The following is a 13,373-nucleotide window of genomic DNA, read 5'->3' as shown; positions in this document are numbered from 1 at the left end:
CCACCACGGGCTCGCCCGACCAACAAAAAGCCCCGCTCGAGAGCGGGGCTTTTTGTTGGCGGTTACGGCTTAGATCATCTCGCGCTCACGCAGCAGCGCCAGCACCCGCTTGACTCCTTCGTCCACCGACAGGCTCTGGGTGTCGATCACCAGATCGGCGTCCAGCGGCACGTCATAACCGAAGGACTCGCCCGGGATGTTGTCCTCCCCGGCGGCATACAGCCCCTGGGGATCCCGCTCACGGCAGGCCTCCGGGGACGCCTGAACGTAGACGGTGATCAGCCGCTCGCGACCGATCAGCGCCTTGGCCTGATCACGCCCCAGGGCATCCGGGGCGACAAATGCCGCCAGGGTCAGCAGACCCGCCTCATTGAACTGGCGCGCCACATGGGCGGCACGTAGCCAGTTTTCCTTACGCCCGGCACGGTCCTGCGGCAGCCCCTTGTTCAGGTCATGACGCAGGTTCTGACCGTCCAGCACGTAGACGGCGCGCCCCTGGTCGAACAGCTTGCGCTCGACCGCGTAAGCCAGGGTGCTCTTGCCGGCGCCGGACAGGCCGCTGAACAGCACGGTGGCCGGACGCTGACCGAAGCGCACCGCGCGCTCCTCGGTGGCGACGTGGGCCAGCTTGCCGTGGTGACCGTCGGCGTAACGCACCGCCAGCGGTTCGGCGATGATCATGCCGGCACCGACCGTGCCGTTGGTCAGGCGATCGATCACGATAAAGGCACCGGTGGTGCGGTTGTAGTCGTAACCGTCGAGGGCAATCGACGCATCCAGGGCGACGGTGACCTTGCCGATCTCGTTGAGCTGCAGACTGCTGGCCGCGCCCTGCTCCAGGGTATTCACATCGACCCGGTGCTGCAGGCTGGCGATCGTCCCCGGCACGTAGCTGGTGGCGCGCTTGATGTCGTACTTCTTGCCCGGCAGCATCGGCTCCTCGCCCATCCACACCAGCATGGCGTCGAAGCTGTCACGGATCTGCGGGCGGTTGTCGGCGTGCACCAGCATGTCGCCACGGGACACATCGATCTCGTCTTCCAGGGTCAGGGTGATCGCCTGGCCCGGACCGGCCTGCTCCAGCTCGCCCTCGTAGGTGACGATGGATTTGACCCTGCTGCCCTTGCCGGACGGCAGCACCACCACCTCATCACCCTTGTGCACGATGCCGCTGGCCAGGGTGCCGGCGAAGCCGCGGAAGTTGAGGTTCGGGCGATTGACGTACTGCACCGGGAAGCGCATGTCGTCGAAGTTGCGGTCGCCGGAAACCTCCACGGTCTCGAGGATCTCCATCAGCGACTGCCCCTCGTACCAGGGCGAGCGCTCGGACTTGTTGACCACGTTGTCACCCTTGAGGGCGGACATTGGCACGAAGTGCAGGGTGGTCGGCTTGAGGTCGACACGCTCGGCGAACTTCAGGTAGTCGGCCTTGATCTGCTCGAACACGCCCTGATCGAAGTCCTTGAGGTCCATCTTGTTGACCGCGACGACGATGTGCTTGATGCCCAGCAGCGAGGTGATGAAACTGTGCCGCTTGGTCTGGGTCTGCACGCCGTAGCGGGCGTCGACCAGGATGATCGCCAGATCGCAGGTCGAGGCGCCGGTGGCCATGTTGCGGGTGTACTGCTCATGGCCGGGGGTGTCGGCGATGATGAACTTGCGCTTGGCCGTGCTGAAGTAGCGATAGGCCACGTCGATGGTGATGCCCTGCTCGCGCTCGGCCTGCAGACCGTCGACCAGCAGCGCCAGATCGACGTCCTCGCCGGTGGTGCCGACCTTCTTCGAGTCGCGGGTGATGGCTTCCAGGTGATCCTCGTAGATCATCTTTGAGTCGTGCAGCAGGCGCCCGATCAGGGTGCTCTTGCCGTCGTCGACGTTGCCGCAGGTGAGGAAGCGCAGCAGTTCCTTGCGTTCGTGCTGGGCCAGGTAGGCGAGGATGTCCTCGCCGATCAAATCAGACTGATGACTCATGGTTCGGAATCCTTAGAAGTAGCCCTGGCGTTTTTTCTCTTCCATCGAGCCGGCGGCGTCGTGGTCGATGACCCGTCCCTGGCGCTCGGAAGTGCGGGTCAGGAGCATCTCCTGGATGATTTCCGGCAGGGTCGTGGCGGTGGATTCCACCGCACCCGTCAGCGGGTAGCAGCCGAGGGTACGGAAGCGCACCATCTTCTTGGTGATGCGGGCCTTTTCCTCATCCGACAGGTGCTCGAGGATGCGCTCGTCGTCGATCATGATCAGGGTGCCGTTCTTCTCGATCACCTCGCGCTCGGCGGCGAAGTACAGCGGCACGATCGGGATCTGCTCCAGGTAGATGTACTGCCAGATGTCCAGCTCGGTCCAGTTGGACAGCGGGAACACGCGGATCGACTCGCCCTTCTTGACCTTGCCGTTGTACACGTTCCACAACTCGGGGCGCTGGTTCTTCGGGTCCCAGCGGTGCTTGCTGTCGCGGAAGGAGTAGACGCGCTCCTTGGCCCGGGACTTTTCCTCGTCGCGCCGGGCGCCGCCGAAGGCCGCGTCGAAGCCGTACTTGTCCAGGGCCTGCTTGAGGCCCTCGGTCTTCATCACGTCAGTGTGCTTGGCACTGCCGTAGGTGAAGGGGTTCATGTCCTGGGCCACGCCATCGGGATTGATGTGCGTGATCAGGTCCAGGCCCATTTCGTCGACCATCTTGGCGCGAAACTTGTACATCTCCTGGAACTTCCAGCGGGTGTCGACATGCAACACCGGGAACGGCAGCTTGCCGGGGAAGAACGCCTTGCGCGCCAGGTGCAGCATCACGGCGGAGTCTTTACCGATGGAATAGAGCATCACCGGGTTGTCGAATTCGGCGGCCACTTCACGAATGATGTGGATACTTTCCGCCTCCAGCTGTTTGAGGTGCGTCAGTTTATCGAGCATGGCTACTCACGGATTGCTGTGTGATGAGGCCGACGGGCCAGGGACTAGGGCGCACTCTATCACGACGCAAGCTTCTATTGAGGCGCCCGGTTAGATCAAAAAAATCTAGCTTTATGCCGCCCGCTCCGGCCAATCAGTGACCCGCCAGCGGACCAGTCGAGCCCAGGCAGCGGCGACCTGGCAGGCCTGCACCACCCCGCCGACGCCTGGACTCGGCCACCGACGAGGCAAGACTGCCCGGCTCAGATCGGGTTGGGGCAGTCGATGAACTGGTGCTCAAGGGCGAAGCGTTTCGCCAGGTAGTCGCCCAGGGCCTGGACGCCGTAGCGCTCGGTGGCATGGTGGCCGGCGGCGATGAAACTGATGCCATTCTCCCGGGCACTGTGGAAGGTCTGCTCGGAGGCCTCGCCGGTAAGGTAGAGGTCGACGCCGGCGGCGATGGCCTGATCGATATAGCCCTGACCGCCGCCGGTGCACCAACCGACGCGGCGGATCAGACCCGCGCCCTCAATCAGCAGCGGTTCGCGGCCGAGCACCCGCTGAACGCGCTGAGCGAAGTCATGCGGGGTCATGGGCTCGGCCAAGGAGCCGAGCAGTCCGACGGTACGCGGGTTGTCGGGCTCCAGCAGCCTCTCGACGGTGATGTCCAACTGACGCGCCAGCTGCACGTTGTTACCCACCTCTGGGTGCAGGTCGAGCGGCAGGTGATAGGCCAGCAGGCTGATGTCGTGGGCCAGCAGCGCCTTCAGGCGGCGCTGCTTCATCCCGGTGACACAGGGATTCTCGCCCTTCCAGAAGTAGCCGTGATGCACCAGCAGCACGTCGGCTTCGGCCTCCACCGCCGCGTCGACCAGCGCCTGACTGGCGGTGACCCCGCTGACGATGCGCCGCACCTGCGGCCGTCCCTCGACCTGCAGGCCGTTGGGGCAGTAGTCGCTGATGCGCGCGGCGCCCAGGTAGCGCTCGGCCTCTTCAACCAGGGTCGTCAGGGCAATGGCCATGTAGATTCCTCTCTAACTGTTACAGGGCGCTGCGCTCTAGGGCAGCCCCCTCTATAATGGCGCACCTTAAAGGGGCTCCCCAGGCCCTCGCAACCCTCAGGATTTCATTGATGTTCAAGGCCCTGCGATTTCTCGGCTGGCCGCTGCTGGTTGGCGTGCTGTTGGCACTGCTGATCATCCAACAGTTCCCCGAGTGGGTCGGCCTGCCGCGCCAGGACGTGCAGCTGCGCCAGGCACCGCTGTACGGCCGCCAGCACCAAGGCCCGGCGTCCTATGCCGATGCGGTCAGCCAGGCGTCGCCGGCGGTGGCCAACCTCTACACCACCAAGTTCGTCGACAAACCGAACCACCCGCTGTTCGAGGACCCGCAATTCCGCCGCTTCTTCGGCGACAACCTGCCCAAGCAACGGCGCATGGAATCGAGCCTGGGTTCCGCCGTGATCATGAGTCCGGAAGGCTACCTGCTTACCAACAACCACGTGGTCAGCGGCGCCGACCAGATCGTGGTGGCCCTGAAGGACGGCCGCGAAACCCTGGCCCGGGTCATCGGCATTGACCCGGAAACCGACCTGGCAGTGCTGAAGATCGACCTCAAGGACCTGCCCTCGATCACCCTGGGCCGCTCCGACGACATCAAGATAGGTGATGTCAGCCTGGCCATCGGCAATCCCTTCGGCGTCGGCCAGACGGTGACCATGGGCATCATCAGCGCCACCGGGCGCAACCAGCTGGGCCTCAATACCTACGAAGACTTCATCCAGACCGACGCCGCCATCAACCCCGGTAACTCCGGCGGCGCGCTGATCGACGCCCAGGGCAACCTGGTCGGCATCAACACCGCGATCTTCTCCAAGTCCGGCGGCTCGCAAGGCATCGGCTTTGCCATTCCCGTGAAGCTGGCGCTGGAGGTGATGCAGGCCATCATCGAGCACGGCCAGGTGATTCGCGGCTGGCTGGGCATCGAGGTACAGCCGCTGACCCCGGAACTGGCCGAATCCTTCGGCCTGGCTGGCCAGCCTGGCATCGTCGTCGCCGGCATCTACCGCGGCGGCCCGGCGCAGAAGGCCGGCCTGCAGCCGGGCGACCTGATCCTCAGCATCGACGGCGAGCCGGCCAGCGATGGCCGCCGCTCGATGAACCAGGTGGCGCGGGCCAAGCCCGGCGAATCCATCCACATCGAAGTGATCCGCAACGCCGAACTGCTGCGCCTGAGCGCAACCATCGGGGTTCGTCCGCCGGCCAACGGCAACTGACAATCGCCGCCCCTGCGGCGGTGCCGCCATAAAAAAGCCGGGAGCGCTTGCGCGCTCCCGGCTTTTCTCTGCGCCACGCCTAGAGTGCGTTCAGCGCATCCAGCAAGGCCCGGTTCTGCTCCGGCGCACCTATGGTGATGCGCAGGAACTGAGCGATCCGCGCCTGCTTGAAGTGCCGCACGATCACGCCCTGCTCGCGCAGACGCGCCGCCAGCTCGGCGGCTTCGTGCTGCGGGTGGCGGACGAAGACGAAGTTGGCCGCCGATGGCAGCACCTCGAAGCCCAGCCGCTGGAGTCCGGCCACCACTGCGTCGCGGCTGTCTATCACCGCTGCGCAGGTCTTGTCGAAATACGCGCGGTCCTCGAAGGCCGCGGCCGCGCCAGCAATCGCCAGGCGATCCAGAGGGTAGGAGTTGAAGCTGTTCTTGATCCGCTCCAGCGCCTCGATCAGCTCGGGATGACCGACCGCCAGCCCGACCCGCAAGCCAGCCAGCGAGCGCGACTTGGACAGGGTCTGGGTCACCAGCAGGTTCGGGTACCGATCCACCAGGGCAATCGCGCTCTGGCCGCCGAAGTCGATGTAGGCCTCGTCCACCAGCACCACGCTGTCCGGGCTGGCCTGCAGCAGGCGCTCGATGGCCTCCAGCGGCAGCAGGCAGCCGGTCGGCGCATTGGGATTGGGGAAGATGATGCCGCCGTTGGGCCGGGCATAGTCCTCGACGCGGATCTGGAACTGCTGATCCAGCTCGATGGTCTCGAAGGCAATGCCATACAGCCCGCAATAGACCGGGTAGAAGCTGTAGGTGACGTCCGGGAACAGCAGCGGCTTGCCATGCTGGAACAGGCCGTGAAAGGCGTGGGCCAGCACCTCATCGGAACCGTTGCCGACGAATACCTGGCTGGACTGCACCCCGTAGTAGTCGGCGCCCGCCTGCTTCAGGCGGTCGCCATTGGGGTCGGGATACAGACGCAGGCTGTCGTTCAGCTCGGCCTGCATCGCCGCGATCGCCTTGGGCGAGGGGCCGTAGGGGTTCTCGTTGGTATTGAGCTTCACCAGCCTGGCCAGCTTGGGCTGCTCGCCCGGCACGTAAGGCACCAGGTCCTTGACGAAGGGGCTCCAGAATTTGCTCATCTGCCCTTCTCTCCTCGAATTGCTGGGGTGCGCAGTGCGCACCGAATGATCACGAGGTGCGCATGGCGCACCCTACCTTCACAACTTGATGCGGTACTCGGCGCTGCGCGCATGGGCGGTCAGCGACTCGCCGCGAGCCAGCACCGAGGCGGTCTTGCCCAGCTCGGAGGCGCCATCGGCCGAGCAGAAAATGATCGACGAGCGCTTCTGGAAGTCGTACACCCCCAGCGGCGAGGAGAAGCGCGCGGTACCGGAGGTCGGCAGCACGTGATTGGGTCCGGCGCAGTAGTCACCCAGGGCCTCGGCGGTGTAGCGACCCATGAAGATGGCGCCGGCATGGCGGATCTGCGGCAGGTACTGCTCGGGGTCGGCCACCGACAGTTCCAGGTGTTCCGGGGCGATGCGGTTGGCCACCTCGATGGCCTGGGCCATGTCGGCCACCTGAATCAGCGCGCCGCGCCCCTCGATGGAGGTGCGGATGATCTCGCTGCGCTCCATCGTCGGCAGCAGCTTGGCGATGCTCGCCGCCACCTGGTCGAGAAAGGCCGCATCGGGACTGACCAGGATCGACTGGGCGTCCTCGTCGTGTTCGGCCTGGGAAAACAGGTCCATGGCGATCCAGTCCGGGTCGGTCTGGCCGTCGCAGACCACCAGAATCTCCGAAGGGCCGGCAATCATGTCGATGCCGACCTTGCCGAACACGTGACGCTTGGCGGTGGCCACGTAGATATTGCCCGGGCCGACGATCTTGTCGACCGGCGGCACGCTCTCGGTGCCGTAGGCCAGGGCCGCCACGGCCTGGGCGCCGCCGATGGTGAAGACCCGGTCGACCCCGGCGATGGCGGCGGCGGCCAGGACGAGCTCGTTGATCTCGCCGCGCGGGGTCGGTACCACCATCACCACTTCCGGAACGCCGGCGACCTTGGCCGGGATGGCGTTCATCAGCACCGATGAGGGGTAGGACGCCTTGCCGCCCGGCACATAGAGGCCGGCGCGGTCCAGCGGGGTGACCTGCTGGCCGAGCACGGTGCCGTCGGCCTCGGTGTAGTGCCAGGAGTCCTGTTTCTGCTTCTCGTGGTAGCTGCGCACCCGCTCGGCGGCCGTCTCCAGCGCCTGACGCTGAGCCGGGGTGATACGGGTCAGGGCCAGCTCCAGGCGCTCGCGCGGCAGGATCAGGTCGGCCATGCCGGCGACCTCGAGGCCATCGAAACGCTGGGTATATTCGACCAGGGCGGCATCGCCGCGACTGCGCACCGCATCGATGATCTCCAGCACGCGCTGGTTGACGCCGTCGTCCGATACGCTTTCCCAGCTCAGCAGATGATCCAGATGACGGGCGAAGTCCTGGTCAGCGGCGTCGAGTCGGCGAATAGCGATGGGAGCAGTCATAGCGGGCCTCATGATTGGCAAATGCTCGGGCGTCGCTAGGCTACCAAGCCCACCGCATGGACGCCCGAGAAAATTGGCTATGACACGGATAGGCGAGCGCGGCCTTTTGCCGCGCCTGAGGTATCAGCTGGGGTGTCGCGTCTCGACCGCTTCGCGCAGGGTGTCGATCAGGGACTGGATGCGTGCGTGCTGCATCTTCATCGAGGCCTTGTTGACGATCAGCCGCGAACTGATGGTGGCGATCAGCTCCTGGGCCTCCAGGCCGTTGGCCCGCAGGGTGTTGCCGGTGTCGACCACGTCGATGATCTTGTCGGCCAGGCCGACCAGCGGCGCCAGCTCCATCGAGCCGTACAGCTTGATCACCTCGACCTGCCGGCCCTGCTCGGCGTAGTAACGCTTGGCCACGTTGACGAACTTGGTCGCCACTCGCAGGCGCCCCTTGGGCTCCGGCGCGCCGACGGCCCCGGCGGTCATCAGCTTGCACTTGGCGATGCGCAGGTCCAGGGGCTCGTACAGCCCCTGGCCGCCGTATTCCATCAGCACGTCCTTGCCGGCCACGCCGAGGTCGGCCGCGCCGTGCTCGACATAGGTCGGCACGTCGGTGGCCCGCACGATCAGCAGGCGCACATCGTCCTGGGTGGTGGGAATGATCAGCTTGCGGCTCTTATCCGGATTCTCGGTCGGCACGATGCCGGCTTCGGCGAGCAGCGGCAGGGTATCGTCGAGAATGCGACCCTTGGACAACGCGATGGTGAGCATGACGCAAATTTCCTTTGAACCTGGACCAGGCCGGCCCTAGCGGGCCGGCGGCGGACAGCGCTATGCGCCGCGGCGAATCAACCCGGCACGCGGCGGATCTTGGCGCCCAGCAGCTGCAGCTTCTCCTCGATGCACTCGTAGCCACGGTCGATGTGGTAGATGCGGTCGATCAGCGTATCGCCCTCGGCGACCAGCGCGGCGAGCACCAGGCTGGCGGAGGCGCGCAGGTCGGTGGCCATCACCGGCGCGCCCTTGAGCTTCTCGCTGCCGGTGACGATGGCGGTGTTGCCCTCGACCAAGATCTGCGCGCCCATGCGCAGCATTTCATGCACATGCATGAAGCGGTTCTCGAACACCGTCTCGATGACGGTGCCGGTACCTTCGGCGATCGCGTTGAGGGCGATGAACTGCGCCTGCATGTCGGTGGGGAACGCCGGATAGGGGGCGGTACGCAGGGTCACGGCCTTCGGCCGCTTGCCTTTCATGTCCAGCTCGATCCAGTCGGTACCGCTGGTGATTTCCGCACCGGCCTCCTGCAGCTTGGACAACACCGCCTCGAGAGTGGTCGGATCGACGTCCTTGACCTTGACCCGGCCGCCGGTGATGGCGGCGGCCACCAGATAGGTGCCGGTTTCGATGCGGTCGGGCATCACGCTGAAACGCGCGCCATGCAGGCGTTCGACGCCGTCGATGGTGATGGTGTCGGTACCCGCGCCCTCGATCTTGGCGCCCATGGCGATCAGGCAGTTGGCCAGGTCGACCACTTCCGGCTCGCGCGCGGCATTTTCCAGCACGCTGCGACCCTTGGCCAGAGTGGCCGCCATCATGATGTTCTCGGTACCGGTGACGCTGACGGTATCGAAGAAGAAGCGCGCGCCACGCAGGCCGCCTTCCGGCGCCTTGGCCTTGATGTAGCCGCCTTCCACATCGATCTGCGCCCCCATGGCCTCGAGGCCGCGGATGTGCAGGTCGACCGGGCGCGAGCCGATGGCGCAGCCGCCGGGCAGCGCCACTTCGGCCTCGCCGAAGCGCGCGACCATCGGCCCCAGCACCAGGATCGAGGCGCGCATGGTCTTGACCAGCTCATAGGGCGCAACCAGGGTCTTGATCGCCCGCGCGTCGACTTCCACGCTGAGCTTCTCGTCGATGATCGGCTCGATGCCCATGCGCCCGAACAGCTCGATCATGGTGGTGATGTCGTGCAGGTGCGGCAGGTTGCAGATGGTCACCGGCGCATCGCCCAGCAGGGTCGCGGCGAGAATCGGCAGGGCGGAGTTCTTCGCCCCGGAAATGCGGATTTCGCCATCGAGGCGCACGCCGCCGGTAATAATCAACTTATCCATAGCTATCTCGTCGCCTCAGGAGCGCGTGGCCCAATCGGCACGGCTGAAGAATTTCATGCTCACCGCGTGGATGCTGCCATCGGCGATCCAGGGATTGAGGTGGGCGTAGATTTGCTGCTGACGCTTGACCGGACTCAAGGCGGCCAACTCATCACTAATCAGATTCAGCTGGAAGTTACAGCCTTCACCTTCAACTTCCACCTGGGTGTTCGGCAGTTTAGCCTCCAGGAGGCTCTTCACTTCTAAGGCCTGCATGCTCAACCTCGATCGGCGTATGGATTAACGACAGCAGAGCCTAGGCCTGCGGGCCGAGCATCATACAAAAAATGCCCTGCGCCCGCTAACCCTGCTCGACGACGGGGCGACTGCCCCCTTGCCGGCGCCGCTGTTCAATCCTGCAGCGGCAGGATCTCCAGCAGGCCGGAAACCTTGGCGATCTCGCGCATGTCCTGGGGCAGGCCACGCAGCATCGGCTCCTTGCCTGCCGCCTGGGCATCGCGGACCAGCGCCAGAAGCAACGCCAGGCCGACGCTGCTGGACTTCTCCACCTCGGAGCAGTCGATCACACAGGTATCGGCGCGACTGGCGCCGATCAACTGGCCGCCCCGCTCGCGCAGAGCCGGCCCGGTACGAAAGTCGAGCACGCCGCGGAGACGGATCTCACCGGCAGCGGACTCGGAGATGTTCGCCTTGGTCACGACTCGCCCTTGCCCTGACGGGCCTTGGCCACGGTTTCGGTCCAGCTATCGATCACCTTGTCCAGGTCATTGCCATGATTTTGCATGGACTGGGCGAACTGGTCGCGAAACAGCTTGCCGACGTTGATGCCGTTGATGATCACGTTGCGCATCTTCCAGGTATCGCCCTCGCTGACCATGGTGTAGGACAGCGGGTAGATCGCCCCCTTGCCATCCTTGATCTCCATGTCCACCGAAGTGCGCTGCGGGCTCTGCTGGGCATTGGCCGGGAGCACGCGGATATCCTGGTTGTTGTACTCGAGCAGGGCGTTGCCATAGAACTGCATCAGGCTGCGCTTGAAGCTCTCCTGGAAGCGGGCCATCTGCTCAGGCGTCGCCTGACGCGAGTAGCGCACGGTCATGACTCCGCGGGAGATGCCGTCGACATCCACCACCGGACCGAGAATGTTGTTCAGCGCGGTATAGAAGGCATCCGGATTGTTGCGGTACTCCTCCTTGTTGGCCTTGAGGTCGGCCAGCAGGGTCGCGGTGGTCTGCTGCACCACCTCGTGGGCGCTGGGTGCGGCCACGGCAAACAGCGGCAGGGCCGCCAGCAGCAGAAACAGGCTATTACGCAGCGTCTTCAACATCTTTACAGCTCCGATTAATTGGACTGGTCTTTATTGACCGAGTTGAGCAAGAACTTGCCGATCAGGTCCTCCAGCACCAGGGACGACTGGGTGTCGTAGATGGTGCTGCCATCGCTGAGCAGCTCCTCCTCGCCACCCACGCTGATGCCGACGTACTTCTCGCCGAGCAGGCCAGCGGTGAGGATCGATGCGGTCGAGTCCGCGGGCAGGTTATCGACACTATTGTCCAGGGCCATGGTGACCCGACCGGTGTAGCTGTCGCGATCCAGATCGATCGCCGTCACCTTGCCGATGGTCACCCCGGCCATCGTCACCTTGGCCCGCACGGTTAGACCGGCGATATTGTTAAAGTGCGCATAGACCTTGTAAGTATCGTCGCCGCTGCCCAGCGCCAGGCCGCTGACGCGCAGGGCCAAGAGCAGCAGCGCCAGCAGCCCGGCGAGCAGGAACAGGCCGACACCTATTTCCAGTGTGCGGTTTTGCATCAGAAGTCTCCAAACATCAAAGCGGTCAGAATAAAGTCCAAGCCCAGTACTGCCAGCGAGGCATAGACAACAGTTCGAGTCGTGGCGCGACTGATGCCTTCGGAGGTCGGCTCGCAGTCATAGCCCTGAAATACGGCGATCCAGGTGACGACAAAGGCGAAAACGAGGCTCTTGATCACACCGTTGAGCACGTCCTCGCGAAAGGAAACGCTGTTCTGCATGTTCGCCCAGAATGAGCCCTCGTAGACGCCGAGCCAGTCGACGGCGACCATCGCCCCACCCCAGATCCCGACCACGCTGAAGATCATCGCCAGCAACGGCATCGAGATGAAACCGGCCCACAGTCGCGGCGCCACGATGTACTTGAGCGGATCGACCCCGATCATCGCCAGACTGGACAGCTGCTCGGTGGACTTCATGTTGCCGATTTCCGCGGTCAACGCCGAGCCGGCGCGACCGGCAAACAGCAGGGCGGTGACCACCGGCCCCAGCTCGCGCAACAGGGTCAGCGCCACCATCTGCCCGACCGCCTGTTCCGAGCCGTAGCGCGCCAGGATGTTGAACCCCTGCAGCGACAGCACCATGCCGATGAAGACCCCGGACACCACGATGATCGCCAGGGACATCACCCCCACGGAATACAGTTGCTTGATCAGCAGCTGCAGCGGCTTGCCCGAGGTGCCACGCCCGAAGATTGCCCGCATCAGGAAAATGCTCGATCGCCCGAACGTGGCCAGCACATCGAGACCGGCGCGCCCGAACAGACGAACGCGCTCGAGCGGAGATGTCTTGCGCATCAGCGCCCCCCCAATAGGTCGTCGCGGTAGCTCACCGCCGGATAGTGGAACGGCACCGGCCCATCTGGCGTGCCCTGCATGAATTGACGCACGCGCGGGTTGTCCGACTCCATCAATTCCGACGGCGTGCCCTGGCCCAGTACCTGGGTGTCGCCAACCACATAGAGGTAGTCGGCGATGCTCGCGGTTTCGGCCAGGTCATGGGACACCAGGATGCTGGTAATGCCCAGCGCATCGTTGAGCAGCCGAATCAGGCGCACCAGCACACCCATGGCGATCGGGTCCTGGCCGACAAAGGGCTCGTCGTACATCAGAATCTGCGGATCGAGGGCGATGGCGCGGGCCAGCGCCACACGCCGCTTCATGCCGCCGGACAGCTCGTCCGGCATCAGCTCATAGGCGCCGCGCAGCCCTACGGCCTGCAATTTCATCAGCACGATGTCGCGAATCATCTCCTCGGGCAACTGGGTGTGCACGCGCAGGGGGAAAGCCACGTTCTCGAACACATCGAGATCGGTGAACAGCGCGCCGCTCTGGAACAGCACGCCCATCTGCTTGCGCATGTCGAACAATTCACTGCGCGAGAGCTTGGGCAGGTTGAGCCCATTGACCCATACCTCGCCCTGGTGCGGCTTGAGCTCCGCGGCGATCAGGCGCAACAGCGTGGTCTTGCCACAGCCGGAGGGCCCCATGATCGCGGTAACCTTGCCGCGCGGAATGCGGATATCGACATTCTTGAAAATATCCCGGTCGCCTCGCCGAAAGCTCACACCTTTCAGCTCGACCGCGTACTGACTCTCGGCGCTCATCTGGACTCCTTGCGAACAGCCTCCCTGGTAGACGCGCCGCCCCGCACCTAGGACACCACGCCAGCCGGACGGGCCGAAACAGCCGCACACTATACCACCGGCCAATTGACTCGCCCAAGATGTCGACCGGGTAACGACGCGACACTGAGACGGCGACCACAGGATTCATGGGTGAGC

The 13,373-nt window shown here is 64.6% G+C and carries 14 protein-coding genes; 1 reads left to right on the top strand and 13 read right to left on the bottom strand.

The window, feature by feature from the left end:
* Window positions 1-69 precede the first annotated feature (69 nt).
* From cysN to KDW96_RS16700, 3 genes are all read right to left on the bottom strand, one after another.
* Window positions 70-1,971, bottom strand: a complete 1,902-nt coding sequence (gene cysN / locus KDW96_RS16710; RefSeq protein ID WP_255837346.1) for a sulfate adenylyltransferase subunit CysN — start codon at window positions 1,969-1,971, stop codon at window positions 70-72.
* A 12-nt stretch (window positions 1,972-1,983) separates the two neighbouring features.
* The gene (gene cysD, locus KDW96_RS16705) at window positions 1,984-2,901 is read right to left on the bottom strand and encodes a sulfate adenylyltransferase subunit CysD (protein ID WP_255837345.1); all 918 of its coding nucleotides are present in this window, start codon (window positions 2,899-2,901) and stop codon (window positions 1,984-1,986) included.
* Between the two features lie 242 nt (window positions 2,902-3,143).
* A complete protein-coding gene (locus KDW96_RS16700; protein WP_255837344.1) occupies window positions 3,144-3,902 on the bottom strand; it encodes a Nif3-like dinuclear metal center hexameric protein in 759 nt (252 codons plus the stop codon).
* 110 nt (window positions 3,903-4,012) lie between these two features.
* On the opposite strand from KDW96_RS16700, the gene algW reads away from it, so the two are divergent.
* Window positions 4,013-5,155 (top strand): Do family serine endopeptidase AlgW, encoded by a 1,143-nt coding sequence (gene algW / locus KDW96_RS16695; RefSeq protein ID WP_255837343.1) that lies wholly within the window; start codon window positions 4,013-4,015, stop codon window positions 5,153-5,155.
* A 79-nt stretch (window positions 5,156-5,234) separates the two neighbouring features.
* Here the strand turns inward: algW and hisC are convergent, their stop codons facing one another.
* The 10 genes from hisC to KDW96_RS16645 all read right to left on the bottom strand — a co-directional run bounded on the left by hisC (window position 5,235) and on the right by KDW96_RS16645 (window position 13,196).
* Window positions 5,235-6,287 (bottom strand): histidinol-phosphate transaminase, encoded by a 1,053-nt coding sequence (hisC, locus tag KDW96_RS16690; RefSeq protein WP_255837342.1) that lies wholly within the window; start codon window positions 6,285-6,287, stop codon window positions 5,235-5,237.
* Between the two features lie 78 nt (window positions 6,288-6,365).
* A complete protein-coding gene (hisD, locus tag KDW96_RS16685; RefSeq protein WP_255837341.1) occupies window positions 6,366-7,676 on the bottom strand; it encodes a histidinol dehydrogenase in 1,311 nt (436 codons plus the stop codon).
* Between the two features lie 123 nt (window positions 7,677-7,799).
* Window positions 7,800-8,435 carry an ATP phosphoribosyltransferase gene (hisG, locus tag KDW96_RS16680; RefSeq protein WP_255837339.1) on the bottom strand — a complete coding sequence of 212 codons (636 nt, stop codon included), beginning with the start codon at window positions 8,433-8,435 and terminating at the stop codon, window positions 7,800-7,802.
* A 77-nt stretch (window positions 8,436-8,512) separates the two neighbouring features.
* A complete protein-coding gene (murA, locus tag KDW96_RS16675) occupies window positions 8,513-9,778 on the bottom strand; it encodes a UDP-N-acetylglucosamine 1-carboxyvinyltransferase (protein ID WP_255837338.1) in 1,266 nt (421 codons plus the stop codon).
* Between the two features lie 15 nt (window positions 9,779-9,793).
* The gene (locus tag KDW96_RS16670; RefSeq protein WP_255837337.1) at window positions 9,794-10,033 is read right to left on the bottom strand and encodes a BolA family protein; all 240 of its coding nucleotides are present in this window, start codon (window positions 10,031-10,033) and stop codon (window positions 9,794-9,796) included.
* Between the two features lie 134 nt (window positions 10,034-10,167).
* On the bottom strand, window positions 10,168-10,476 hold the full coding sequence (locus KDW96_RS16665) for an STAS domain-containing protein (RefSeq protein WP_255837336.1): 309 nt from the start codon (window positions 10,474-10,476) through the stop codon (window positions 10,168-10,170).
* On the bottom strand, window positions 10,473-11,105 hold the full coding sequence (locus KDW96_RS16660; RefSeq protein WP_255837335.1) for an MlaC/ttg2D family ABC transporter substrate-binding protein: 633 nt from the start codon (window positions 11,103-11,105) through the stop codon (window positions 10,473-10,475). The genes KDW96_RS16665 and KDW96_RS16660 overlap by 4 nt, the downstream gene beginning before the upstream one ends.
* A gap of 14 nt (window positions 11,106-11,119) precedes the next feature.
* Window positions 11,120-11,590, bottom strand: coding sequence for an outer membrane lipid asymmetry maintenance protein MlaD (gene mlaD, locus KDW96_RS16655; RefSeq protein WP_255837334.1), 471 nt, complete (start codon window positions 11,588-11,590; stop codon window positions 11,120-11,122).
* The gene (mlaE, locus tag KDW96_RS16650; RefSeq protein WP_255837333.1) at window positions 11,590-12,387 is read right to left on the bottom strand and encodes a lipid asymmetry maintenance ABC transporter permease subunit MlaE; all 798 of its coding nucleotides are present in this window, start codon (window positions 12,385-12,387) and stop codon (window positions 11,590-11,592) included. The genes mlaD and mlaE overlap by 1 nt, the downstream gene beginning before the upstream one ends.
* The gene (locus KDW96_RS16645; protein WP_255837332.1) at window positions 12,387-13,196 is read right to left on the bottom strand and encodes an ATP-binding cassette domain-containing protein; all 810 of its coding nucleotides are present in this window, start codon (window positions 13,194-13,196) and stop codon (window positions 12,387-12,389) included. Before KDW96_RS16645 ends, mlaE begins: the two co-directional genes overlap by 1 nt.
* Window positions 13,197-13,373 lie beyond the last annotated feature (177 nt).

This window comes from Pseudomonas benzenivorans, assembly GCF_024397895.1.
GTDB classification, from domain to species: Bacteria; Pseudomonadota; Gammaproteobacteria; order Pseudomonadales; family Pseudomonadaceae; genus Aquipseudomonas; species Aquipseudomonas benzenivorans_A.
Note: the sequence above shows the minus strand (reverse complement) of the source record. Positions and strands in the feature narration are given on the sequence as shown.

Coding starts and splice junctions, on each gene's coding strand:
- algW (WP_255837343.1), top strand. CDS start 4,013: ATGTTCAAGGCCCTGCGATTTCTCGGCTGGCCGCTGCTGGTTGGCGTG.
- mlaE (WP_255837333.1), bottom strand. CDS start 12,387: ATGCGCAAGACATCTCCGCTCGAGCGCGTTCGTCTGTTCGGGCGCGCC.
- hisG (WP_255837339.1), bottom strand. CDS start 8,435: ATGCTCACCATCGCGTTGTCCAAGGGTCGCATTCTCGACGATACCCTG.
- cysN (WP_255837346.1), bottom strand. CDS start 1,971: ATGAGTCATCAGTCTGATTTGATCGGCGAGGACATCCTCGCCTACCTG.
- murA (WP_255837338.1), bottom strand. CDS start 9,778: ATGGATAAGTTGATTATTACCGGCGGCGTGCGCCTCGATGGCGAAATC.
- hisD (WP_255837341.1), bottom strand. CDS start 7,676: ATGACTGCTCCCATCGCTATTCGCCGACTCGACGCCGCTGACCAGGAC.
- KDW96_RS16660 (WP_255837335.1), bottom strand. CDS start 11,105: ATGTTGAAGACGCTGCGTAATAGCCTGTTTCTGCTGCTGGCGGCCCTG.
- KDW96_RS16700 (WP_255837344.1), bottom strand. CDS start 3,902: ATGGCCATTGCCCTGACGACCCTGGTTGAAGAGGCCGAGCGCTACCTG.
- hisC (WP_255837342.1), bottom strand. CDS start 6,287: ATGAGCAAATTCTGGAGCCCCTTCGTCAAGGACCTGGTGCCTTACGTG.
- cysD (WP_255837345.1), bottom strand. CDS start 2,901: ATGCTCGATAAACTGACGCACCTCAAACAGCTGGAGGCGGAAAGTATC.
- mlaD (WP_255837334.1), bottom strand. CDS start 11,590: ATGCAAAACCGCACACTGGAAATAGGTGTCGGCCTGTTCCTGCTCGCC.
- KDW96_RS16670 (WP_255837337.1), bottom strand. CDS start 10,033: ATGCAGGCCTTAGAAGTGAAGAGCCTCCTGGAGGCTAAACTGCCGAAC.
- KDW96_RS16645 (WP_255837332.1), bottom strand. CDS start 13,196: ATGAGCGCCGAGAGTCAGTACGCGGTCGAGCTGAAAGGTGTGAGCTTT.